The 24701-nt window shown below is 31.9% G+C and carries 21 protein-coding genes; 12 read left to right on the forward strand and 9 right to left on the reverse strand.

Annotated elements, in window-relative coordinates:
• The 5 genes from DM444_RS15830 (at nucleotide 1) to rpe (ending at nucleotide 6326) form a co-directional block, all read left to right on the forward strand.
• Nucleotides 1-1227, forward strand: coding sequence for a DUF4249 domain-containing protein (locus tag DM444_RS15830; protein WP_111288346.1), 1227 nt, complete (start codon nucleotides 1-3; stop codon nucleotides 1225-1227).
• 38 nt (nucleotides 1228-1265) lie between these two features.
• Nucleotides 1266-2429: a DUF4249 domain-containing protein gene (locus DM444_RS15835; protein WP_162614984.1), complete on the forward strand. Its 1164-nt coding sequence runs from the start codon at nucleotides 1266-1268 to the stop codon at nucleotides 2427-2429.
• A 17-nt stretch (nucleotides 2430-2446) separates the two neighbouring features.
• Entirely contained in the window at nucleotides 2447-4240 is a 1794-nt protein-coding gene (locus DM444_RS15840; RefSeq protein ID WP_162614985.1) for a hypothetical protein, read from the forward strand.
• 199 nt (nucleotides 4241-4439) lie between these two features.
• Nucleotides 4440-5303, forward strand: coding sequence for a sigma-70 family RNA polymerase sigma factor (locus tag DM444_RS15845; protein WP_007804760.1), 864 nt, complete (start codon nucleotides 4440-4442; stop codon nucleotides 5301-5303).
• A 360-nt stretch (nucleotides 5304-5663) separates the two neighbouring features.
• Nucleotides 5664-6326 carry a ribulose-phosphate 3-epimerase gene (gene rpe / locus DM444_RS15850; RefSeq protein WP_111288352.1) on the forward strand — a complete coding sequence of 221 codons (663 nt, stop codon included), beginning with the start codon at nucleotides 5664-5666 and terminating at the stop codon, nucleotides 6324-6326.
• Here rpe and DM444_RS15855 read toward each other — a convergent pair.
• Together DM444_RS15855 and DM444_RS15860 are read right to left on the reverse strand one after the other, a co-directional pair.
• The gene (locus DM444_RS15855; protein ID WP_111288354.1) at nucleotides 6303-7088 is read right to left on the reverse strand and encodes a DNA/RNA non-specific endonuclease; all 786 of its coding nucleotides are present in this window, start codon (nucleotides 7086-7088) and stop codon (nucleotides 6303-6305) included. The two genes, rpe and DM444_RS15855, sit on opposite strands and share 24 nt — an antisense overlap.
• Before the next feature lie 93 nt (nucleotides 7089-7181).
• Complete coding sequence (locus DM444_RS15860) at nucleotides 7182-9365, reverse strand: carboxy terminal-processing peptidase (RefSeq protein WP_111288356.1); 2184 nt, start codon at nucleotides 9363-9365, stop codon at nucleotides 7182-7184.
• 213 nt (nucleotides 9366-9578) lie between these two features.
• Here DM444_RS15860 and surE point away from each other — a divergent pair, with 213 nt between their 5' ends.
• From surE to DM444_RS15885, 5 genes are all read left to right on the forward strand, one after another.
• Nucleotides 9579-10358, forward strand: coding sequence for a 5'/3'-nucleotidase SurE (gene surE, locus DM444_RS15865; protein WP_111288358.1), 780 nt, complete (start codon nucleotides 9579-9581; stop codon nucleotides 10356-10358).
• On the forward strand, nucleotides 10351-10620 hold the full coding sequence (locus DM444_RS15870) for a hypothetical protein (protein ID WP_111288360.1): 270 nt from the start codon (nucleotides 10351-10353) through the stop codon (nucleotides 10618-10620). Before surE ends, DM444_RS15870 begins: the two co-directional genes overlap by 8 nt.
• Nucleotides 10621-10687: 67 nt before the next feature.
• The gene (gene lpxB / locus DM444_RS15875; protein WP_111288362.1) at nucleotides 10688-11806 is read left to right on the forward strand and encodes a lipid-A-disaccharide synthase; all 1119 of its coding nucleotides are present in this window, start codon (nucleotides 10688-10690) and stop codon (nucleotides 11804-11806) included.
• Nucleotides 11807-11808: 2 nt separating this feature from the next.
• On the forward strand, nucleotides 11809-12294 hold the full coding sequence (locus DM444_RS15880) for a C40 family peptidase (RefSeq protein WP_111288364.1): 486 nt from the start codon (nucleotides 11809-11811) through the stop codon (nucleotides 12292-12294).
• 48 nt (nucleotides 12295-12342) lie between these two features.
• Complete coding sequence (locus DM444_RS15885) at nucleotides 12343-14376, forward strand: ComEC/Rec2 family competence protein (protein WP_111288366.1); 2034 nt, start codon at nucleotides 12343-12345, stop codon at nucleotides 14374-14376.
• A gap of 2 nt (nucleotides 14377-14378) precedes the next feature.
• On the opposite strand, the gene DM444_RS15890 is transcribed toward DM444_RS15885, so the two are convergent.
• The 6 genes from DM444_RS15890 to DM444_RS15915 form a co-directional block, all read right to left on the reverse strand.
• Nucleotides 14379-14828, reverse strand: coding sequence for a thioredoxin domain-containing protein (locus DM444_RS15890; RefSeq protein ID WP_204251691.1), 450 nt, complete (start codon nucleotides 14826-14828; stop codon nucleotides 14379-14381).
• Nucleotides 14829-15082: 254 nt separating this feature from the next.
• Entirely contained in the window at nucleotides 15083-15535 is a 453-nt protein-coding gene (locus DM444_RS15895; protein WP_111288368.1) for a thioredoxin domain-containing protein, read from the reverse strand.
• 221 nt (nucleotides 15536-15756) lie between these two features.
• On the reverse strand, nucleotides 15757-16224 hold the full coding sequence (locus tag DM444_RS15900; RefSeq protein ID WP_111288370.1) for a thioredoxin family protein: 468 nt from the start codon (nucleotides 16222-16224) through the stop codon (nucleotides 15757-15759).
• 51 nt (nucleotides 16225-16275) lie between these two features.
• Nucleotides 16276-17760 carry a peptide MFS transporter gene (locus DM444_RS15905; protein ID WP_111288542.1) on the reverse strand — a complete coding sequence of 495 codons (1485 nt, stop codon included), beginning with the start codon at nucleotides 17758-17760 and terminating at the stop codon, nucleotides 16276-16278.
• Between the two features lie 4 nt (nucleotides 17761-17764).
• Complete coding sequence (locus DM444_RS15910; RefSeq protein WP_111288372.1) at nucleotides 17765-19456, reverse strand: peptide MFS transporter; 1692 nt, start codon at nucleotides 19454-19456, stop codon at nucleotides 17765-17767.
• A gap of 37 nt (nucleotides 19457-19493) precedes the next feature.
• Nucleotides 19494-21665, reverse strand: coding sequence for a S9 family peptidase (locus DM444_RS15915; RefSeq protein WP_111288374.1), 2172 nt, complete (start codon nucleotides 21663-21665; stop codon nucleotides 19494-19496).
• A 182-nt stretch (nucleotides 21666-21847) separates the two neighbouring features.
• Between DM444_RS15915 and DM444_RS15920 the strand changes: the two genes are divergently transcribed.
• Both DM444_RS15920 and DM444_RS15925 read left to right on the forward strand, forming a co-directional pair.
• On the forward strand, nucleotides 21848-23161 hold the full coding sequence (locus DM444_RS15920; RefSeq protein WP_111288376.1) for a hydroxymethylglutaryl-CoA reductase, degradative: 1314 nt from the start codon (nucleotides 21848-21850) through the stop codon (nucleotides 23159-23161).
• A 100-nt stretch (nucleotides 23162-23261) separates the two neighbouring features.
• Entirely contained in the window at nucleotides 23262-24170 is a 909-nt protein-coding gene (locus DM444_RS15925) for a GYDIA family GHMP kinase (protein WP_111288544.1), read from the forward strand.
• An 18-nt stretch (nucleotides 24171-24188) separates the two neighbouring features.
• Here the strand turns inward: DM444_RS15925 and DM444_RS15930 are convergent, their stop codons facing one another.
• Nucleotides 24189-24635 carry a hypothetical protein gene (locus DM444_RS15930; protein ID WP_111288378.1) on the reverse strand — a complete coding sequence of 149 codons (447 nt, stop codon included), beginning with the start codon at nucleotides 24633-24635 and terminating at the stop codon, nucleotides 24189-24191.
• Between the last annotated feature and the right edge of the window lie 66 nt (nucleotides 24636-24701).

Consider the following 24701-nt stretch of genomic DNA (forward strand, 5'->3'; position numbering starts at 1 on the left):
ATGAAAAATTTTACATATAAAATTACTCTCTTGTTAACTCTTGTATTTGCTGCAAGTAGTTGTACTGAACAGTATGTTTTTCAGAATAATGATTTTGAAAGTGCACTTGTAGTGGAAGGAACTATTACAAATGAGCTTAAAAATCAAACTATAAGACTTTCTCAGGTTTATCAACTTGAAGAAAGCGGTCCTAAACTTGAAAAAGGAGCAAATGTTTTTATCTCTGATGATCAAGGCAATGAATATCAATTTGAAGAAAAAGATACTACCTATGCATCTATAACTCCTTTTAAAGCAGAACCTGGAAGAAAATATCAATTAAAAATCAAGACTAGTGCAGGTAAAAACTATACTTCAGATGAACAAGTTTTAACTACAGAAACCAAAATTGATAATATTACAGCAACCGCAACAACCTTTAATGGACAAAGAGGCGCCCAGATTAATGTAAACAGTTTTGATCCAAGTAATACTTCTAAATATTACAGATATGAATATGTAGAAACTTATAAGATTGAAGCCCCTTTATGGAGTCCTTTTGAAACAAATGTTATCGATGTACCGGCAGTTCCAGCAAATCCAGATGAAGATTTCCCTGGTTCTCCTGCGAGGGAAGATATTATTATAAGCCTGAGAAAATATGAAACCCAGACATGCTATTCTACTAAAAAATCGAATGAAATAATTCTAAACAACACAAATAGTCTTAGCGAAGACAGAGTGAATTTCCCTGTACGTTTTATTAGCAATCAAAACTATATAATCACACACCGCTACACCATTTTTGTAAAACAATATGTTCAAAATTTAGCGGCATACACTTATTATAAAACTTTAAAAGATTTATCAAGTTCAGGAGGTGTTCTCTCTCCAAAACAACCAGGTTTTTTTTATGGAAATATAAAATCTGTTGATAATCCAGATGAAAAAGTAATTGGCTTTTTTGAAGTTTCTTCTGTCTCTTCAGAAAGGATTTTCTTTAATTACTCAGATTTATTCCCTAATGAACCATTACCTCCCTATTATGAAAGCGATTGTGATATCCGAGAATATACCGACTGCTTAGGTGATCCGCCATGTAGTGGCACACAATTACGTTCAGCAATTAGAGGTCGTGGCATAGTGTATTTATCTTCTAGCGGGCTTAAGTATTTTATGGTTAAAGCTCCGTGTGGAGATTGTACAACATTTTCATCTAATATTGTTCCTCCTTTTTGGGTAGAATAAATTCTATTAAAAACATGAAATATTATATTAAATATAAAATGATAACCATATTTTTTCTGGCACTTGTTTTAAACAGCTGTACAGAACAGTATGCTTTTAAAAATGGTGATTTTGAAAGCGCACTTGTTGTTGAGGGAACGATTACAAATGAATTTAAAAATCAAGTTATCAGGCTCTCTCAAGTGTTTCAACTCGAAGAAACAGGCCCAAAATTTGAATCAGGAGCAAACGTTTATCTTTTAGATGACCAAGGAACAGAATATCAATTTGAAGAACAAGACACTGTTTATACTTCTATAACTCCATTTAAAGCTGAGCCAGGAAAAAAATATCAATTAAAAATCACAACAAAAGAGGGTAAAAGTTATTCTTCTGACCAACAAACATTAACCACGGAAACTAAAATAGATAATGTAACCGCAACTGTAGAAACAGTTAATGGTCAAAGAGGCGTTCAAATAAATGTAAATGGTTACGATCCTACTAACACTTCTAAGTATTACAGATATGAATATACTGAGACGTATAAAATCATAGCTCCAATGTGGGATTTTAGACAAACAACAACAAACGGCACCAGTATTTTTATAAGCCCGAGAACGAAAGAAACTAAAACTTGTTATTCTACTAAAAAATCGGACGAAATTATAGTGAATAGCACAAATAGTCTCAGTGAAGATAGAGTTCATTTTCCAGTTCGCTTTATTAGTGACCAAAACTATATTATATCTCACCGATATACAATTTTCGTAAAGCAATATATCCAAAATCTGGCTGCTTATACCTTTTATAAAACATTAAGAGATTTATCCTCTTCTGGAGGTGTTCTTTCTCCAAAGCAACCAGGTTTCTTTTATGGAAATATCAAATCTGATGAAAATCCAGACGAAAAAGTTATTGGTTTTTTTGAAGTTTCGGCAGTTTCTTCTGAAAGAATTTATTTTAATTATGCTGATTTATTCCCAAATGAACCTCTACCTCCATATTATGAAAGCAATTGTGATATACAGGAATTTAAAAATTGTGATGATTCAGAGAATCCGGAATGCAAAGGAGCAATTCTGCGTTCACGAATTAACACTTACACTCTAGCTCACTATTCCGCAAATGAGGCACAAAGCCTTTACTATATGGTAAATACTCCTTGTGGAGACTGCACTACATTTTCTTCTAATATCGTTCCTTCTTTTTGGATAGATTAATATACTTTTTAAATCTCATGAAACACTTTTCAATATATAATCAGACTAATATTCTAGGCAGAATTAAACATTTGATGCTTTTGATGTTTTTATTAATTCAAAACGGATTTATCTATGCTCAGAATTCACAAAACAAAAACGATATACCAACCACTTCAACGCAAGAAACTATTTTTCTTCATTCGAACACAAGTAGCTTTTTGACTGGAGAAACAATGTATTTCAAACTATATTGTTTAAATCCTTTAAACAATAAACCCAGCCAAATAAGTAAAATTGCTTATGTTGAATTAATTGACAGTGAGAAAAAATCACTTCAAAAAAATAAAATATACCTTGATAACGGAATTGGAACTGGCGAATACTTTATTCCAACGACTTTAAAAACTGGAAATTACAAAGTCATTGCTTATACAAAATGGATGTTGAATAATCCAAATTCACAAAAGCATGAAATAGATATTTTCATTATCAATCCGTTTCAAACTCAAGAGCCAAATAATAATATCACATTTGATCTTATTAACCCGCAAAATACTGTAACGGCAATTCAAACCATAAATTCAAATACAGGAAATGACAAAAGAATTGATTTTGAATTTGACAAAGAAAGTTATTACACGAGAGAAAAAGTCAATTTAAAACTGAAGTCTTTAACTGAAACCATTGAAAAAGGAAATTATTCTGTTTCTATTAGAAAAACAGATCAAATTCCAACTTTAAAACAGCTTACGCCAGCAGAATTTGCTAAGAAATCTGCAGAAAGCTATGTTAATTTTACGGCAGGTTCGTTTACTTATATTCCAGAAGTAAGGTCTGAACTTATTACAGGCTACATTACATCAAGCAGTAATCAAAATGTTGGTGACAAATCGATTGCTTTATCATTGCCAGGAAAAGAATATGTTTTAAAAATTGTAAAGACAAATTCTCAAGGAAAATTTGCATTTTTATTAGATCAATTTCCTAATTTCTCTAATGCGATTTTACAAGTAATAGACGAGAAAAGAGGTGATTATACGGTTAATTTAGATGCTTTTCCAAAATTTGATGCGTCTTCATTACAGTTCACTTCAAAACTTAATTTATCACCAGAACTTAAAAAAGATATTGAAGAAAGATCTACGGCTAGCCAAATTCAAAACGCTTACTATCAAATTAAAAAAGATAGTTTAGTTACTGAAGCAGTTATGAATCCATTCTTCAGTACAATTGAAAAAACCTATATTTTAGACGATTACACAAGATTTCCTACTTTAAAAGAAAATATTGTAGAAGTTCTTATTGAACTGTATTACAGAAGAAATAACGGAAAATATGAACTTCACATTAGAAATGACCATAAAGACCTAGAAATGTACGGCCCGCCAATGGTGCTTGTTGACGGATTATTAATTCAAGATCCAAGTGATCTTTTTGAATACAATATGGGGAACGTAAACAAAGTCAGTTTAATTTCTGAACCTTACGTTTATGGTCCAAATCTATATGGAGGTTTGATTAGTTTTGAAACTAAAAACAATGAATTTTCAGAGAATTATGCAAAGAAATATTTGAAAACAATGGAAATTCAGCGTCCAAATCCTCAGAAAGTATACAACAATCCAGATTATGCTGCCGGAAATAAATTGCAGCGTATTCCAGATTACAGATATCAATTGTTATGGAAACCTGATGTGAAATTACAAACTAAAGAAGATCAATTATCTTTTTACACTTCAGACATTAAAGGAAATTTTGAAGTTGTTTTAGAAGGTTTTACCGAAAACGGACAGCCAATTTATGTTTCTAAAAACATTACTGTAAAATAGCAATTCTACTCTTTAAAGATCACAAAAAAGCCTTAATCAGAAATGAGAACAAGGCTTTTTTTATTTAATTTACCAGCATAAATTTACTCATTTACAAATAATTACGATTTATTTAAAAAAAAATAAATAATTATTGTAACTTTTTTGATACTCCTTACGTATAACCATTTGTACACTTTAAAAATAGGGAGACAACAACATGAGACAACTTAAAATCACCAAGCAGGTAACTAATCGTGAAACTGCATCGTTAGATAAATATCTACAAGAAATTGGAAAAGTTGACCTAATTACCGCTGATGAAGAGGTAGAATTAGCACAAAGAATAAAGGCTGGTGATCAAAGAGCTTTAGAAAAACTAACAAAAGCCAACCTACGTTTCGTAGTATCTGTGGCTAAACAATATCAAAATCAAGGATTAACTCTTCCAGATTTAATTAATGAAGGAAACTTAGGTTTAATTAAAGCGGCTCAACGTTTTGATGAAACTCGTGGTTTCAAATTCATTTCTTACGCTGTATGGTGGATTCGTCAATCGATTCTTCAAGCTTTAGCTGAACAATCTCGTATTGTACGTTTACCATTAAATAAAATTGGTTCTATCAATAAAATCAACAAAATGTATGCGTTATTAGAGCAATCTAACGAGCGTCCGCCTTCTGCTGAGGAAATTGCAAAAGAACTTGACATGACTGTAAATGACGTAAAAGAGTCTATGAAAAACTCTGGACGTCACCTATCTATGGATGCTCCTCTTGTTGAAGGAGAAGATTCTAACCTTTATGACGTATTACGTTCTGGCGAATCTCCAAATCCAGATAGAGAATTAATTCACGAATCTCTTCGTACTGAAATCGAACGTTCTTTAGAAACATTAACTCCAAGAGAGGCAGATGTTGTTCGTTTGTATTTTGGTCTTGGCGATCAGCACCCAATGACTCTTGAAGAAATTGGAGAAACTTTCGACCTTACTCGTGAGCGTGTTCGTCAGATTAAAGAAAAAGCAATCCGTAGATTGAAACACACTTCTAGAAGTAAAATCCTTAAAACTTATTTAGGATAAACAATATTTGTTTCAGGTTTAAAGTTTCAGGTTGCTTCGTGTAACTTGAAACATGAAACATGAAACCTTTGTAAAGCAAACAACAGTTTGATTGACTGTTCGTTTTTTGATTGATGATTGAAACTCCGGCTGATTACCGGAGTTTTTTATTTTTATTCTTTTTTTTAACGCAAAGTGCACAAAGGTTTTTCGCAAAGTCCACAAAGCTATTTTAACTGTTAATCCAAAAGCTTTCAAAGAACACAAAGTTTTGTGAACTTTATTTTCTTAAACAATTACAAACAAAAAACTTTGCGAACTTTGCGTAAATCTTAGCGAACTTTGCGGTTAAACTTTATCTTTGCTACAAAACAACACACAATGAAAAATACATTTATTGCTCCTTCTGTTCTTGCTGCAGATTTTGGTAATTTACAGCGTGATGTCGAAATGATCAACAACAGTCAAGCTGATTGGTTCCATATCGATATTATGGATGGAGTTTTCGTTCCGAATATTTCTTTTGGAATGCCAGTTTTAGAAGCTATTTCAAAGCATGCAAAAAAATATATCGATGTACATTTAATGATTATTGATCCAGATCGTTACATTAAGACTTTTGCCGGTTTAGGAGCAAATGGACTAACTGTACATTATGAAGCTTGCACACATTTACACAGAACACTTCAAGCAATAAAAGCAGAAGGAATGAGAGCTGGAGTAGCAATGAATCCGCATACAAATGTTGACTTACTAGAAGACGTCATAAATGATATCGACGTAGTTTGCATCATGAGTGTAAATCCTGGTTTTGGTGGACAATCATTCATTGAAAACACTTATGACAAAGTTCGAAAACTAAAAGCTTTGATCACACGCAAAAATGCTTCAACATTAATTGAAATTGACGGTGGTGTGACTAGCAAAAATGCAAAACAATTAGTAGAAGCTGGTGCAGATATTTTAGTTGCTGGAAGCTTTGTTTTTAAAGCTGAAAACCCAACAGAAACAATCGCAGATTTAAAAATCCTTACTACTTTTTAAATTCTTAAGATTTGGAAAAAAGTCAATTCCGGTCATTTTTTCTACAGTCTCAATCGGAACAACAAAATCGTAAATAGATTTATCACTTTCTTCATTTGGAACCAAAAAAGCAATTGCTTTGTGTTCTTTACCAGTTTTAGCTAAAATGATTTTATAGAAATATTTAGGAACAGCAACTTTTTCTGTTCCTATTTTTTTATCTGAATCTTTCGGAATCCCGCCAGTAACGACATAAATATCATTGTATTTTCCTGCCCAATAACGTGTCTTCTGCTCTAGTCTATTCCAAATTCCAGCATTAAATTCTTTCTTTTGTGGAGAAATATTTGAAGTATAAAAAGTATCATTATAAGCATCTTTATTAAACTCCATATCACCCGCAGGACAAAGATGTCCTTTATCATAACCTGATTTTTTATAGTTTCTCCAATCTGCAGAACCTGTCGTTACTTTTGGATCTTCTATAAAATAAGGTCTTTTATAATCGTGATTCTTTAGATATTCTTTTTTCAATTCGTAAGCAACCCATTCTGCTTGTTCAAACTTTTCACTATAAGATAAAGTATAATATTGATGTTTTACAACCTGATTTGTTGTCGAAGTAGGAAGATAAGCAATCGTATATAAAGAATCTGTGCTGTTTGATTTTCCTGCAAAGGAAACCGCTTCTGCATTACTTATATTTTCTTTGCTTTCAACATTCTCTTTTTTACAAGACAACAACGCAAAACTCATCAAAACCAGACTTAGAAAACCTTTCATAAATAATAATTTTAGCCGATAAACTTACAAAAAAACGCTCCATAAATTCAAAATTTATAGAGCGTTTTTAAACAAATTAAATTCATTTAGAACTTAAGACTTCACTAGTTTATCCTTTTTCATTTTAGGATTAACTGTACTTTTTACCACACTTTTAGTTTGTAAATCATCTAACACATTTAAAGCTTCTTCTACATAAACATCTTTAGATAATGCTTGATGCCATGCTTCTCTTTTTTCTTTTAAAGTAGCATCATTTGCCATTTCAACTTGTTCATAAGGAAGAGATTCAAAAATTAAACTGTTTTTATAATCTAAAATTGGTTTATATTTTTTTCCTTCATTTTCTACCTGCTCTTGAGTTTCTTTAAAACTCTTAATGTTTAAGCTATATGTATTCTCTTTGTTTTTAACATCGATCCATTTAGCGTTATCATCAATTAATTTAAATTGAGCATTTTGAGCAATTCTGTTTTTACTATTAATGATTGCTCTAGTAAAATTCTCATTAGAATTCCAAGTGCTGTAATCAGCTGGATCGATTTTATCCCAAGGCATTGCATTGTCAATATCTCTCTCACCCATTTTTAGGTAAGCATAACGATCTGGCATAACAACATCACTATGAACACCTTCTAATTGAGTAGAACCTCCATTGATTCTATAGAATTTTTGTCCTGTAATTTTCAATGCACCAAGATCTCCATAGTTTGCATTTCGCACAAACTGATTTAAATCTAATACATTTTGTACTGTTCCTTTACCGTAAGTTTGTTTACTTCCGATAATTACACCACGTTTGTAATCCTGAATTGCAGCTGCTAAAATCTCAGATGCAGAAGCAGAAAAACTGTTTACCATGATAACCAATGGACCATCCCATTCGATTTTCTTGTCTTTATCGTATAAAACTTCTTTCTTTTTACCAGCAGATTTTACCTGAACAATTGGACCTTGTTCGATAAATAATCCAGCAATATCAACAACTGTAGAAAGAGATCCTCCACCATCATCACGAACGTCTAAAACAATACCGTTAATGTTTTCTTGTTTCAATCTTTCTACTTCACGAGCAATATCTTTTCCTGCATCGCGTCCGTCTTTATTTTCAAAATCGATGTAAAATTTAGGAAGATAAATAACTCCATATTTTAAACCGTTTTTCTCCACAATACTAGACTTAGCATACGTTTCTTCAATTTCAACAACATCTCTAATGATTGAAATTACTTTGATAGAACCGTCAACTTTTTTAACTGTCAATTTTACTTCAGTTCCTTTGTGACCTTTAATTTTCTTCACAACATCATCCAAACGCATTCCAACAACATCAACTGGTTCCTCATTTCCTTGAGCAACTTTCAAGATTAAATCTCCTGCTTCTAATTGTTTTCCTTTCCAAGCTGGACCTCCAGAAATTAATTCATCGATTTGAGTGAAATCATTTTTCTTAGTCAAACGAGCTCCAATACCCTCCAATTTACCACTGATATTTACATCAAAACGGTCTTTTTCTTCTGGTGCAAAATAACTTGTATGCGGATCAAAACGAGCCATAATAGAATTCAAATACACTGAAAACCAGTATTCTCTATTTAAATCTTTAATTACACTAAAGTTATCATCTAAAGATTTTAAAGAGCTTTCGCGAGTTTCTTTTTCTAAAGTCTCAAAAGATTTTTCTTTGTAAGCAGGATCTTTTTTCTTCTTTTCTTCCTCGATTTTTTGTTTTGTTACCAAAGAAGAAAGAGTAGATAATTTAATTTGCTTTCTCCATCTTTCGTTGATTTCAGTTAGGTTTTTAGCATACGGAATGTGCTCATAATCTGCATTAAAAGTCTCATCAACATTATAATTAAAAGGCTGAGCTAAAATCGTTTTGTAACGTTTTTTACTTTCTTCCATACGTTTCATTAACCTTGTATAAGTAAGGTTAAAGAAAGTAATATCTTTATTCAGGAATTGATCATCAAGCATTAATTCATATTGCTTAAACTCATCAATATCAGACTGTAGAAAAAATCTTTTTGATGGATCTAACGCATCAATATAATCTTTAAAAATACCTTTCGAAAATTCATCATTTATTTCTGCTGGGCTATAATGTCCTTTATCAATAACAAATGCTAATAATTCTAAAAGTGTCTTGTCTCTATTTGGATCTGGGTCGATTGTCCTATCGGCATTCATCTTAAATGCAAACAAGGTAAGCGATAAGCACAATACGGCTATGAGTATCTTATAATTTCTTTTCATAAACTTTATAATAGCATTCATCAATTTTTTAATCTAAGTTACGTTAAAAACCATGCCACGAGAGCTAACGTCACGATAATTTTTTGTTAAAGATATAAAAATGTTTAATTCGCAAAAAAGTTCTTTACCTTAGTTGACAAATTTTACAATATTTGTGACTTATCTCGAAAAATCTGTCACTACATTTGTTTTTAAAATCTTACAATTGTTAAAATTACACATAATATTTATAAAATGAAAGCTGAGAAACCGCTAATATTGGTAACTAACGATGATGGTATTTTGGCTCCTGGAATTAGAGCTCTTATTAGTGTCATGGAAACAATCGGCGAAGTAATTGTCGTTGCTCCAGACAAACCGCAAAGCGCAATGGGACACGCTATAACAGTCAATAATACTTTATTTATTGATAAAATCTCTAAAGATAATGACACAATTGCAGAATACAGTTGCTCTGGAACTCCTGTTGATTGTGTAAAACTGGCAGTAAACGAAATACTTAAACGCAAACCAGACCTTTGTGTTTCAGGCATTAACCACGGATCAAATTCGTCGATCAATGTTATTTATTCTGGAACAATGAGCGCTGCAGTTGAAGCTGGAATAGAAGGAATTCAAGCAATTGGTTTTTCTCTTTTAGATTTTGACTGGAATGCCGATTTTGAGCCTGTAAAGTCTTTTGTCAAAAAAATCACCTTAGAAACTTTAGCCAATAAATTGCCGCCTGGAGTAGTTTTAAATGTGAACTTTCCAAAATTGAAGGAATCAGAAATTAAAGGAATTAAAGTTTGTCGTCAAGCGAAAGCATATTATGCGCAGAAATTTGACAAAAGACAAACTCCTTTCGGGAAAGATTATTACTGGCTTGCCGGAAAATTTGTAAACGAAGATAAAGGCGAAGACACTGATGAATGGGCTTTGGCAAACGGCTATATTTCAGTAGTTCCTGTTCAATTTGATTTGACTGCCCACCACTCTATTCAACAACTTAATACTTGGAAATTAAATGACTAAAGAAATACTAATCGGTTTTTTAATCGGAATTTTTACAGCGCTTTTAGGAAGTTATCTGTTTATCACTTTTTTCACAACATTCGATATTTCAGCAGGATTTCAAATGATAAGAGAACAAGGATATATGGGAAAAATAATCACTTTAGGAACACTTTTAGATCTTGCCGTATTTGCTGTTCTTTTAAAAAGAAATAAAGAATTAATGGCTCAAGGTGTAATTTTAGCGGTGATTGTACTAGCAATTTCTACATTAGTTATTTAAATCTTATCTTTGCTAAGTCACCGTTATTACGGACTTACAACTTTAGCATATTTTCAAAAAAACCAACATGAAATATTACATCATTGCAGGAGAAGCCTCTGGAGATTTACATGGTTCTAATTTAATGAAAGCTTTATACGTTGAGGATCCTCAGGCAGAAATTAGATTTTGGGGTGGAGACTTAATGCAAAAAGTAGGCGGAACTCTAGTAAAACACTACCGCGAACTGGCTTTTATGGGCTTTATTGAAGTAGTTTTTAACTTAAAGACTATTTTAAACAACATTAAAATATGCAAAAAAGACATTACAGAATTTCAACCTGATGTAATTATTTTTATTGATTATCCTGGTTTTAATATGCGAATTGCAAAGTGGGCAAAAGCATTAAACTATAAAACCCATTATTATATTTCTCCTCAAATTTGGGCTTGGAAAGAAAATAGAATTAATGCCATAAAGCAAGACGTCGATAAAATGTTTGTAATTCTGCCTTTCGAAAAAGGCTTTTACGAAGACAAACATCATTTCCCTGTAGATTTTGTGGGGCATCCGTTGATTGATGCAATCCAAAATCAGCCTGATTTTGACGAAACTTTATTTAGAAAAGAGAATCAGTTAGGAGAAAAGCCAATCATTGCCGTTCTTCCAGGAAGCCGTAAACAAGAAATTACCAAAATGTTGAGCGTAATGCTAAGTGTTGTTGATGATTTTCAGGATTACGAATTTGTTATTGCTGGCGCACCAAGTCAAGATTACGAGTTTTATCAGCAATTTATAAAAAACAAAAACATAGCATTTGTTTCGAATAAAACTTACGATTTGCTTCGTTCGTCAACAGCTGCTTTAGTGACTTCTGGAACAGCAACTCTCGAAACAGCACTCTTTAAAGTGCCTGAAGTAGTTTGTTACAAAGGAAGCGAAGTTTCATACCAAATTGCAAAACGTATCATTACTTTAAAATACATTTCTCTTGTAAATTTAATTATGGATCAAGAAGTTGTAACCGAATTGATTCAAGGAGAATGCAATAAAAAGCGAATTAAAGAGGAGCTTCAAAAGTTATTAGATCCTGAATATCGTAGTAAAGTACTTCAAAACTATGATACTTTGGAGCAAAAACTTGGAGGAGTTGGCGCAAGCAAAAACACCGCAAAACTTATTGTTACAGATTTAAAACAAAATTAATTTTGAAAAGAATAATCATTTTTCTGCTTTTGACAGTTGCTTTTACTTCATGTAAATCGACTTCTTCGGTTGCAAACAAAAGCGAATCGAAAAAGGAAAACAGATCACTGGTTAATAATCTTGTAGAAAAAGCAACTGATAATATTGGAGTTCGTTACAAAGCTGGCGGAACTACAAAAAGCGGATTTGACTGTTCTGGATTAGTTTACACTACTTTTGAAAGCGAAAACATAAAACTTCCTAGAAGTTCTTACGATCAAGCTAAAGTTGGAAAAGTGATTCCGTTAAATGATGCTAAAAAGGGCGATTTAATTTTCTTTAAAACCAATAAAAGCAGGCAAATCAATCACGTCGGATTAATTACAGAAGTTAATTCTGATGAAATAAAATTTGTTCATTCTTCTACATCCAAAGGCGTAATCATTTCATCGACAAAAGAACCATACTATAAAAATTCTTTTGAACAGGTAAATCGAGTTATTCCTTAAATTACTTTTTTATTATTTTTCTTACAAAATATTTAATACTTTTAGGCCATGAAAGTATTAGATTTTCCGTTAGTAAAAATTACAATCGCCTTTATATTGGGCGTTATCGCTTCCTATTATTTGCATTTCCCTATTTCAACGATACTTTTTTCGTTATCATTCTGCTTTATATTATTTTGCATAGCATATTTTCTCAATTTAAAGCATAATAATAAATCTATTCTTTTCGGACTTTCTGCTTATTTTTTATCCTTCTGCATTGGCGCACTAACTCTTCTGAGCCATACCGAGAATCTTCAGAAGAACCATTATTTTAATTGTAAAATTGCTTTTGAAAAACCACAAATTGTTACTTTAATTTTAAGAGAAAAATTAAAAAGCAACGATTATGCTGATCGCTATATTGGTCTAATAAAAACAATTTCTGGAAAGACTTATTCTGGAAAAATAATTGTAAACGTCCAAAAAGACAGTAGTATAAATCATTTAATCATTGGAAATACTATTAAAGTCAAAAACACTTTACAGCGAAACAAATCAAATAAAAATCCGAATCAATTTGACTACAGCAAATACTTGGCAGACAAACAGATTTATGCTCAAATCTATTGTCAAAAAAATGAAATTCTAGTAAATAAAACTATTCAAAAAGACATTTGGTATTACTGCGCCAAACTGCATTCAAGAATAATTTCAAATCTCGAAAAATCAAAATTCAGCACATCTGAAATGAATGTTGCTTTGGCTTTAATTTTAGGTCAACAACAGGAAATTTCGCAAGATATAATCCAAGATTATCAATATTCTGGAGCTACACATATCTTATCTGTTTCGGGGTTGCACGTGGGCTTTATAATGCTTTTTATCACTTTTATTCTTAAGCCAATTCCAAATACGAAGAAAGGATCTTTTTTTAAACTTGCTTCAATTCTAATATCATTAGCAGGATTTGCTATTATTTCTGGTTTATCACCTTCAGTTCTAAGATCTGTTGTTATGTTTTCTTTTGTTGCAATTGGAAATCATTTGCGCAGAAACGGCAATATCTATCACACTTTATTAGTTTCTATTTTATTGATATTACTCTTTGAACCTTATTTTTTATTTGATGTTGGTTTTCAATTGAGTTACATCGCCCTATTTTTTATTCTTTGGCTACAGCCAATTCTAAAAAACATCTACAAACCAAAAAATAAATTAACGGTTTACATTTGGGAAGCATTGACAGTTTCTTTCGCGGCGCAAATTGGCACTTTACCGTTATGTTTATATTATTTCCATCAATTTCCAGGTTTATTTTTCGTGACGAATATTATCATACTTCCTGTTCTATCGTTTATAATGATTGCTGGAATTGTGGTTATGCTTATTGCAATTTTCACCAGTCCTCCACTGTTTATAACCATGATTTTTGAGAAAAGCATTTACCTCCTAAATCTAATGATTCACGCAGTTGCTTCAATCGATTCTTTTGTAATACGAGATATCAGCTTTAATTTTTATCATTTAATAGCCATTTCATTCTTTATAATATTCTCTATTATTTGGGTTAAAAAGCCAAACTATAACAAACTAATATTTCTGTTTACTTCCATCATTACTGTTCAACTTGCTTTTATTTTAACTAAAATACAAGTCGAAAATGAAGAAGAATTGATTGTTTATAATGAGAAAAAGAACACGCTCATTTCTGAACGTATCGGGAGAAACTTGACACTTTTTACCCGAGATACTGTTATCAATAAAAAAGAAAACAATAGAAATGTGAATTCATACCTTGTAGGCAACTCAATTACTTTGGACCAAGTAAAAGGACTTAAAAATTTACTCTATTTCAAGAAATCAAGAATTTTAATCATTGACAGCACTAAAATTTATTCAAGCAAACTAAAGCCAGACATATTAATTCTTACTCAAGATCCTAAAATAAATTTGGATAGATTACTAAAAGATATACAGCCAAAAATTGTTATTGCCGATGGTTCTAATTCAAAAACAATTCAGAAAAATTGGAAAATTAGCTGTTCCAAAAAAAATATCCCTTTTCATGCAACGAATGAAAAGGGATATTATAGATTATAATTTTATTCTGGATTTAAGATCGAATTTGATTCGGAGATCCAGGCTTTGACACCTGATGACACATAAGCAATGAGTCCTAATTTATTAAAATTGGTTTTCCCTTTTCTAACTGTAACTTCGGAAAAACACACTTGCGGAATTTCTTCAATACCTAAAGCATTCTTTAACATTAAGTTTTGTTCTTTGGTTGCATCCGGAATTGAAGGATCTGATAAGTCTAGTTTTACCAAAATAACATTTTTACGAGACCACTCCTCAAAATCTTGAGTAGAAAAAATCTCATTTTGCAGTTGCGGACTAACGCCTTGACCAGTGAAAAAGATCAATAATGGCATTCTTTTTTCTGCACTTACAGCAACAGCATCATTAATATCTGTTCTCCAAGTTACAGTCTGCGCATTGATAAAAAAAGGACTTAATAATAGTAGTAGGATAAGTAGATTTTTAGGCATATAATTTTGGTTTTGGTTATGTTAATAAGGTCTAAAATAATACAAAAACAGCATCCGATGAACTTTTTAATCAATTAAAAACCAATATTTAAGCATTAAAATTAAATTGACAATAAATTGACGTTTTTTTAATAAATGTGAAATAAACACTAATAAAAATAATCAAATTTTCGATAGTGTTTAAAAAAAATCCCTTTCTATTAAAACAGAAAGGGATTAAAAAAATTAAAATAAAAGTCAAATGAAATCCTTAACTATTCTGCCGGATGCAAAATCGCGTTCGATTCTGCAATCCAAGCTTTTGCTCCGCCAGGTTTATAGGCAATTTTGCCTAAAGCACTGAACGTTGTTTTATTTTTTCTGATAGAAGCCATTGCGTAGCAAACTTCTGGAAGATCTTGAACTCCAAATGCGTTTTTCAATTTTGCATTTTGTTCGCGGTCACTATCTGAAGCATTCATGTCAGATAAATCTAATTTTACTAAGACCACGTTATCACGCGACCAAACAGCAAAATCAGGCGTTTTAAAGATTTCGTTTTGGAGATTTTCTGGTACACCTGAGGCAGTGAATAAAATCAACATTGGCTTTTTCTGTTCATTACTTATAGCAATAGCATCTGTCATGTTTGTTCTCCATGCTAGATTTTGTGCTTGCATCATAAATGAACCTAAAAAAAACAGTAGGATAAGTAATTTTTTAGTCATATAAATTTGGTTTTGGTTAGATTAGCAAGACGAAATTAACATTATATTTTAATTATCCAATTTTTATTGACACAAAAAATACATTATGTGTTTTTTTATCTATAATAAAATACAAAATACGCAAACACCCCCCACAAACCAAAGAATTTTTCTTACTAAACAACAAAAAAGCCTCTTACAATTCGTAAGAGGCTTTTCTTATTTTTATTTAAATTTTAAACTTATGATTTCTTTGGATGAACTATTCCTTCGGCAACAGTCAACCAAGCAGATGGCCCACCTGCAACATATCCTGTTTTACCAAGACCTTTAAAATTAACTCTTCCATCTTTAGTTTCTGCACTTGTGAAGAAAATAGTTGGAAATCCTTGAATTGCAAAAGCTTGCTGCAATTCGTTATTCTGACTTTTAAGTTCTGGAGTTTGAGGAACAGATCTTGGATAATCTAATTCTACTAAAACTACATTATCTGTTGCCCATTTTTTAAACTCAGCAGTTTTTAAAACTTCATTTTGCAAACGAATACACCAACCACACCAATCGCTTCCTGTAAAGAACATCAACATAGGTTTTTGTTCTTTATTACTTACAGCAATCGCTTCTCTTACATCTGTGTACCATTTTAATTCTTGCGCTTGTAGATTAGCTGCGCCAATTAAAAACAAAGCAATAAGTACTATTTTTTTCATAATGAGAAATTTTCCACAAATTTACATAAAATCAGATTGCAAAATACACTGCTATTTTACTTCTTGCATTAATTTTTTAATTACAGGCGAAAGTGCAATTAAAACAACTCCTGCAACAAGAGAATAAATAGCCAGTTGATAGTAACCTTCTGTATAAGATTGCAATTTAGACAATAAAGTATCTCCTGTATTTGATCTTGAAATTTCAGCTCCTAGTTTCCCAGCAAACAATTGTCCGAATGCTGCAGCTAAGAACCACAATCCCATCATCATTCCAAATAATCTTTTTGGAGATAATTTTGTAATAATAGACATTCCAATTGGCCCTAAACAAAGCTCACCAATTGTTGTAACTAGATAAGCAAACGTAAATACATTCAAAGAAGCAATTCCTTTGGCATTAGCAAAAAATCTAGTTAAATAGAAAATGTAAAATGAAGCTGCTAAAAACAAAAATCCAATTCCGAATTTGATCAATGTATTTGGCTCAATTTTCCTTTTCCCCATCCAAATCCACAATAAACCAATCAGCGGACTTAATACAACAACAAAGAAAGTATTAGAACTGTTGTTAATTATATTTGGATCGATTGTAAAAAACAATAATTTACTATCTAAATTATCTTTAGCAAAAAGAGATAAAGATCCTCCACTTTGTTCGTAAATCGCGTTAAATAATAAATAGAAAAAGACAAATAAGAAAGCTGCAAAAAGCTTTTTCTGAAGTTTAATGTCTCCTAATTTTATTAATTCATACGAAAAATACGTAACTGCAATTATACCAATCGTATACATGAAATAATCCGTATAGTCGGTATTTTTAACCATTATGAAGATAAACGGAATACTTAAAAGCGAAAGGACATATACAGCAATTTCACGGATTCTTCTTGTAGATGGTTTTAAATCTAATAATGGAGAATCTCCAATTGGACCTAAATATTTTTTAGTAAACAAGAATGTGATCAATCCCAATAACATTACCAAAGCTGCCGATAAAAAACACAATTGCCATGAATAATATTTTCCTAAATAAACACATAAAGCACCTCCAAAAAGACCTCCAACATTGATTCCCGCGTAAAACATTCCGTAACCCGCATCTCTTCTTCCATCATCTTCTTTGTACAACTCTCCAACCATTGATGAAACGTTTGGCTTAAAAAAACCTGTTCCAATAATAGAGAAAGCAATTCCGTAGTAAAACATTTCCTGTGGAGAAAAAGCAATCAAAAGATTTCCAAGAATCATGACGATTGCTCCGAAAAATAATGATTTTTTAAATCCTAAAACTTTATCAGCAAAAATACCTCCGACAAAAGTAAAAGCATATACAAAAGCCTGAATAGCTCCATATTGTAAATTGGCATGCTCATCTTTTAAAAAAAGCTGATCTACCATAAAAATGGTAAGAACACCACGCATTCCGTAGAAACAGAAACGTTCCCACATTTCAACAAAAAACAAGTACCACAATTGCTTTGGGTACTTGCCTTCGAAATTTTGAATTTCTTCTAGAGTAATTTTGTTTTCCATTTTATTATCTAACACCGTGCATCATTTTTTTCAGTAAAGGAGTCAAAGCAAATAATATAATTGCCGCAATACCAGTTAATCCAACAAAAACCATAAAAAATTCAAATAAATTATGGATTTCAAAACCAGCAAATTTTGGATTATGATCACTTATGTGATTATCTGCTAATATTTTTAATTGATCTGCAGTAGGAGTAACTGTTTTATCTAAAATTGGTTGCAAATCAACACCAAACTTTTTGGCTTTCACAAATTTATCACTAGTTGCAGGCAATATTGAACCTAATGTTCCAGACAAAGCGTATCCAGCTGCATTTGACAAAAAGAAAACACCAAACAATAATGATGCAAAACGTTTTGGAGATAATTTACCAACTAATGACAATCCGATAGGAGACAAACATAATTCAGCAAAAGTATTAAGCAAATACAATAAAATCAACCATTTAACACTTAACAATCCTGAAGTCCCCAAAGATTTAAATTGATATGCCAACATAAAAAAACTGATAGTAATTATAGCCAATCCAACCGCTAACTTCACTGGAGAAATTGGCTCTTTACCCTTAGCTCTTAAGTAATCCCATAATATACTAAATGGTAATGCAAAACCAAAAACAAAAATTCCATTAAAAACTTGAACCATTGACGCTGGCATCTCCCAACCAAACATAAATGTTCTGTCCGTTTGATTTGCCGCAATAAATGTCAAAGAAGAACCTGCTTGCTCAAATGTAGCCCAAAAGAAAATAATAAAAAACGACACAATATAGACCACAAGAATTCGGTCTCTTTCAATTTTTGTCAAAGATGAATCTGAAATAATTAATCCCGCTAATGTCAAACCACTAGAATAAATTACAGGAAAAATTAAAGTTTGAATAAAATTTTCTCCATGCAATAAAAATCTAAATAGAAAAAACAATGCAACAAATGCTACTACTGCAATTATCAGAGCTTTAGTAGAAAACACGGCTTTTTGTGCTTCTCCTTCTTCAAAATCCGATGCTATATTTTTAGACGGCAAACCTCCTAATGGTCTTCCATCTGGACCCACAACATATTTATCCTTTAAAAAGTAAAAAACAATAGTTCCTAAAAGCATTGCTACAGCCGCTGCTAAAAATCCCCACTTAAAAGCATGAACATTTTGAACTCCGTTAACCACTCTATCACCTAAAAATGGGCAAATTGATTGTCCAAAAAATGCTCCTAAGTTAATTCCCATGTAAAAAATAGTAAAAGCAGTATCCAATTTTGTTTTTTCCTGTTTTGGATATAAACTTCCTACCATACTGGAAATATTTGGCTTAAAAAACCCATTTCCAAAAATAATCACTCCTAAACCAGCCCACATAAATATGTTTGCCGTACCCATATCTTCACTAAAAATGCTTCCACTTGTAAACAAGCACAGCTGTCCTGCAGCCATCATTAAACCTCCTAATAGGATACAATTTCTATTTCCAAAAAAACGATCGGCAATAAAACCACCTAACATTGGTGTTAAATAACAAAGTCCAAGGAAACCTCCATAAATTAAAGAAGCCTCTTCTTCTTTCATTAATAATGAATTTACAAGAAATAAAGTCAATAAAGCCCGCATTCCATAAAAATTGAACCGCTCCCACATCTCCGTTCCAAACAATACCCAAAGCCCTTTTGGATGTGCAGTTTTTACTTGAGTTTCTCCCATATTATTCGCTTATTTAATTAAGTATAAAAGATTTAGATTATAGATTTTCTTTGATGAAATTAGTCATTTTATTATATAGCTGAACTCTAGTTTTTCCGCCATAAATACCATGATTTTTATCTGGATAAATTTGAGAATCAAATTGTTTATTTGCTTGAATTAAAGCTTCCATCATTTGCATCGAATTCTGAACGTGAACGTTGTCATCAGCAGAACCGTGAATCAATAAAAATTTACCTTTCAGTTTATCAACGTGATTGATTGGTGAGTTTTGATCGTATCCGCTAGCATTTTCTTGTGGAGTCTGCATATATCTTTCTGTGTAAACACTGTCATAAAAACGCCAGTTTGTTACTGGAGCTACAGCAATTGCCATTTTGAAAACATCATTTCCTTGGAAAATGCAATTAGAAGCCATAAAACCTCCAAAGCTCCATCCGAAAATTCCAATTCTAGCAGGATCAACATAAGCATAAGAACCAATTACTCTAGCAGCATCGATTTGATCTTCTACCTCATATTTTCCTAATTCTTTTTGAGTTACTTTTTTGAAATCTGCTCCTTTAAAACCTGTTCCTCTTCCATCAACACAAGCTACGATATAACCTTGCTGAGTAAGAGATACAAACCAATAATCATCAGAATTGTTCCAATCGTTATTTACTTGCTGAGATCCAGGACCAGAATATTGGTACATTAAAACTGGATATTTTTTTGAAGGATCAAAATCTTTTGGTTTTAAAATCCATGCATTTAATTCATTTCCTTTTGCCGTTTTTAGAACAAAAAATTCTTTTGCAGGAAGGTTATAACCTTTCAATTTATCAGCAAGAGCTTGATTGTTTTCGATAACCTGAATTTCTTTTCCTGTTTTTGACTCATTTAAAGTATAAGTCGTAGGTACTAAATTACTTGAGAAAGTTGTAATGAAATATTCGAAGTTAGGGCTGAAAGTTGCAGCGCTTGTTCCTGTTTTTTTAGATAAACGTAATTTGTTTTTTCCGTCTAATCCAATTCTGTAAAGATCTCTATTGATTGAACCATTTTCTGTAGATTGGTAGAAAATAGTTTTTGTTTTTTCGTCGAAACCGTAGTATGAAGTAACTTCCCAGTTTCCTTTTGTAATTTGATTTTTAAGCTTTCCTGTTTTGTCATATAAATAAATATGATTAAAACCATCTTTTTCGCTCGTCCAGATAAAACTGTTATCTTTTAAGAAAGTTAAATTATCTGTTACATCAACGTAAGCTTTATCTTTTTCATTTAAAACTACTTTTGCAGCGGCAGTATTTCCATCAACAAACAATAAATCTAAATTATCTTGATGGCGATTTAAAACTTGTGCAGAAAGAACATTTGCATTATTTGTCCATTGTAAACGAGCAATGTAGAAATCATTATAATTACCTAAATCAACTTTTTTTGTTGCTCCAGCAACTACATCATATATATGTAATGAAACTTCTGAGTTTTTCTCTCCTGCTTTAGGATATTTAAAAGTTTCGATTGTTGGATACAAATCTTTCTGAAATATTGACATTGAAAACTCAGGAACCTGGCTTTCGTCAAAACGAATATAAGCTACTTTTTTACTGTCTTTGCTCCAGTCAAAAGCACGAACAAAAGCAAATTCTTCTTCATAAACCCAGTCCGTAATACCATTTATAACAGCATTCTTTTTACCATCTGTTGTAATTGCCACAGCTTTTTTAGCAGCTACATCGTAGACATATAGGTTATTTTGTTTTGCGTAAGCGATTTTTGTTCCGTCAGGCGAGAAAGTTGGTTCTTGAATTTGAGAGTCAACCAATTTTGTCAATGTTTTCCCTGCGATATCATAAACGAAATAATCTGCAGTAAAAGAGTGACGGAAAATTTTGTTTGAATTACAAGCGATTAGCATCTTTTTTTCAGAAGCATCAAAAGTATAACCATCAATTCCGCCTGCAAGTGCTGCAAAGTTTTTTGTGTCAATTAAATTCGAAACTTTCTTTAAAGTTGCAAAATCATACAAATCAACCTGCATACTTCTGCTAGCCTGATCGACATTTAAAACAGTATATTGATTCGTATTTTTTAAGGATTGCATTTGGTCCATTCCTTTTGCTCGAAATGTTCCGCCGTAAATATTATCGATAGTGATTTTTTGTTGACCAAAAACGGTCGCGACTAGAAATAAAAGTATTACAGTAATTCTACTTGTACTCATTACAATTAATTTAAATATAAAAAAGAGCCCAATTTTAGTGAAAAAAATAAACATAATACACATTTTAAGTGTTAAATGTTAAAAAAAATAACGATTGCGGAGTTCTGTATTTTAAAATAGATTTTAAACAAATCTCTTAAAATGGTATATTTGCCGCAACATTATTATTTAATATACTGAGAATGAACAACGCTGTTGCCGGATTTTCTAAATTATCCAAAAAAGAAAAAATTAACTGGATTGCAAATGAATATTTTTCGAACCCTGAAGAGGCTCAAAATATTATAAGAAATTACTGGAATTCAGACGAAAAGCTTCAACAGCTTCATGACGAATTTATCGAAAACACCATTACAAACCTTTATATCCCACTTGGAGTTGCTCCTAACTTTTTAATCAACGGAAAATACAAAACCATTCCAATGGCAATTGAAGAAAGTTCTGTGGTTGCCGCAGCTTCAAAAGCAGCAAAATATTGGTCGACAAGAGGCGGTTTTAAAGCTACAATTATTAATACCGAAAAAATTGGTCAGGTTCATTTTACTTATAGCGGGGACGCAGAAAAACTAACGCAGTTTTTTGACCAAATAAAACCTAAATTCTTTTCAGAAACGCAAAGCATTACTAAAAACATGCAGCAGCGTGGCGGTGGTATTTTAGATATCAAACTGAAAGACAAGAGAAGTTTACTTGAAAATTACTATCAGCTTCATGCGACTTTTGAAACCAAAGACAGCATGGGGGCGAATTTTATAAATTCGTGTTTAGAACAATTTGCAACGACTTTAAAAGAAGAAGCTCAAAACTGTGACTTATGTGAAAATGGCGAAAAGCTAGAAGTCATTATGAGTATTTTATCTAATTATGTCCCACATTGCCTTGTTAGAGCTGAAGTTTCTTGCCCGATTGAAGAATTGGCTGAAAAACACATTACAAATCCGCAAGAATTTGCTGAACGTTTTGTTCAAGCTGTTCAAATTGCAGAAGTTGAGCCTTTTAGAGCGGTCACACATAATAAAGGAATCATGAATGGTGTAGATGCTGTAATTCTAGCAACTGGAAATGATTTCAGAGCTGTAGAAGCTGGTGTTCATGCTTATGCTGCAAAAAATGGCCAATATGCAAGTTTATCGCACGCTAAAATCGAAAATGGCATTTTTACTTTTTGGCTTGAAATTCCGCTTGCAGTGGGTACAGTTGGAGGATTAACCTCTTTACATCCGTTGGTAAAATTATGTCTAGATATTTTAGAAAAACCTTCTGCTACAGAATTAATGGAAATTGTTGCTGTCGCTGGTTTAGCACAAAACTTTGCAGCATTACGTTCGTTAACGACTACAGGAATTCAGGAAGGCCATATGAAAATGCACCTTAATAATATCATCAATCAATTTGAAGCTACTGACGAAGAACGCCATTTAATTAAAGCGCACTTCAAAAAAACAGCCGTTTCTCACAGTGCTGTAGTAGAATTTATTGAGAACTTAAGAAAATAACCGAGTTAAAAAATTCCAATCCCTAAATTTCGGGATAAATTCCAAATTCCAATGTTTGCACTTGGAATTTGAGATTTGGAATTTATATAATGAAAAAAATATGTCAACAACCTTTTATAGCAACGGGAAACTTTTTATCGCTGGTGAATATCTCGTTTTAGACGGAGCAGATGCTTTTGCGTTACCTACAAAATTTGGTCAGGATTTAGTCATTGAAGATTTAGATAACAAACAGATCGAATGGAAAAGTTATGATTACGACAAACACTTATGGTTTGAAGAAACTATCTCATTTGATGAAGTCATAAAAGGATCAGATCCAGCAATTGATACTGTAAAATCAACCTTGGTTAATATTCTACATGAAGCTTATGTTTTAAACCCAAAATTTATAGATAGTGCAAACGGATATAAAGTAAGCACTCATTTAACTTTTCCAAGAAATTGGGGTTTAGGAACTTCTTCGACGCTTATCAATAATATTGCGCAATGGGCAGGAATTAATGCTTATACTCTATTAAAGAATAGTTTTGGCGGAAGTGGTTATGATATTGCTTGTGCACAAAACAATACTCCTGTTTTGTACCGTATAAAAGATAATTTTGTTGAGCAGGTTGAATTTAACCCAGATTTTAAAGACCATATTTATTTTGTTTATCTTAATAAAAAACAAAACAGCAAATCAGCCATATATTCATACAACAATCATAAGAATAATCATTTGACTGAAAAAGTTGCTGAAAACAACAAGATTACCAATTCAATTCTTCACGCAAAAACGCTAAAAGAATTTGCTTCTGCAGTTCAGAAACATGAAATTCATTTAAGCAATATCTTAGAAATGCAGACTATCAAAGAAGCTGTTTTTCCTGATTTTAATGGTGTAATTAAAAGCCTTGGGGCTTGGGGAGGCGATTTTGTAATGGTGGTGTCCAACAATAACCCAAAAGAGTACTTTTTGAATAAAGGCTATGAAACTATCTTAACGTATGAGGAAATGATCTTGTAAAAAATACCTCAAAAAGATTTAGCAATTTACTTTTTCACCGTTTTCAAGATCTTTTGTCTCTAAACGACGAACAGATTTACTTTCTTGCTCATTTGATTCTATAAGTCTGTTATGCAAGCGTTCTGCCATTTTTTCGATGCTGTTTGTGATAGAATCATAAACAACTTCCATTCGGCGGTGTTTTTCTTCTTTTACAGCCCGCAAAACATCTTCGACGAAAACTTTATCATATTTTTCCGCTACAGAATCATGTGTATTGGTTAATCTAATAACATAATCGTTACTTAAGATTGTAACTTTAAAATGTTGCTCTTCGTTACTCAAATAATATTTTCCACCCAATTCATCAACATTGATGTCGGTGCTGCCAACTTTTAAAAGCTCTGTAATAATCCCGAAAATATGACTTTCAATTTTGGTATATACTCTCTGCTTTTTTCGAAAAAAATTAAAAGTAAAAAACATTAAATGTTTGATTATAAAATATTTGTCAATTGGGTCCTGATTCCTTTTTATTTCAATGTTTTTGGA

Origin of the sequence: Flavobacterium ginsenosidimutans (assembly GCF_003254625.1) — a bacterium.
Lineage (GTDB): Bacteria > Bacteroidota > Bacteroidia > Flavobacteriales > Flavobacteriaceae > Flavobacterium > Flavobacterium ginsenosidimutans.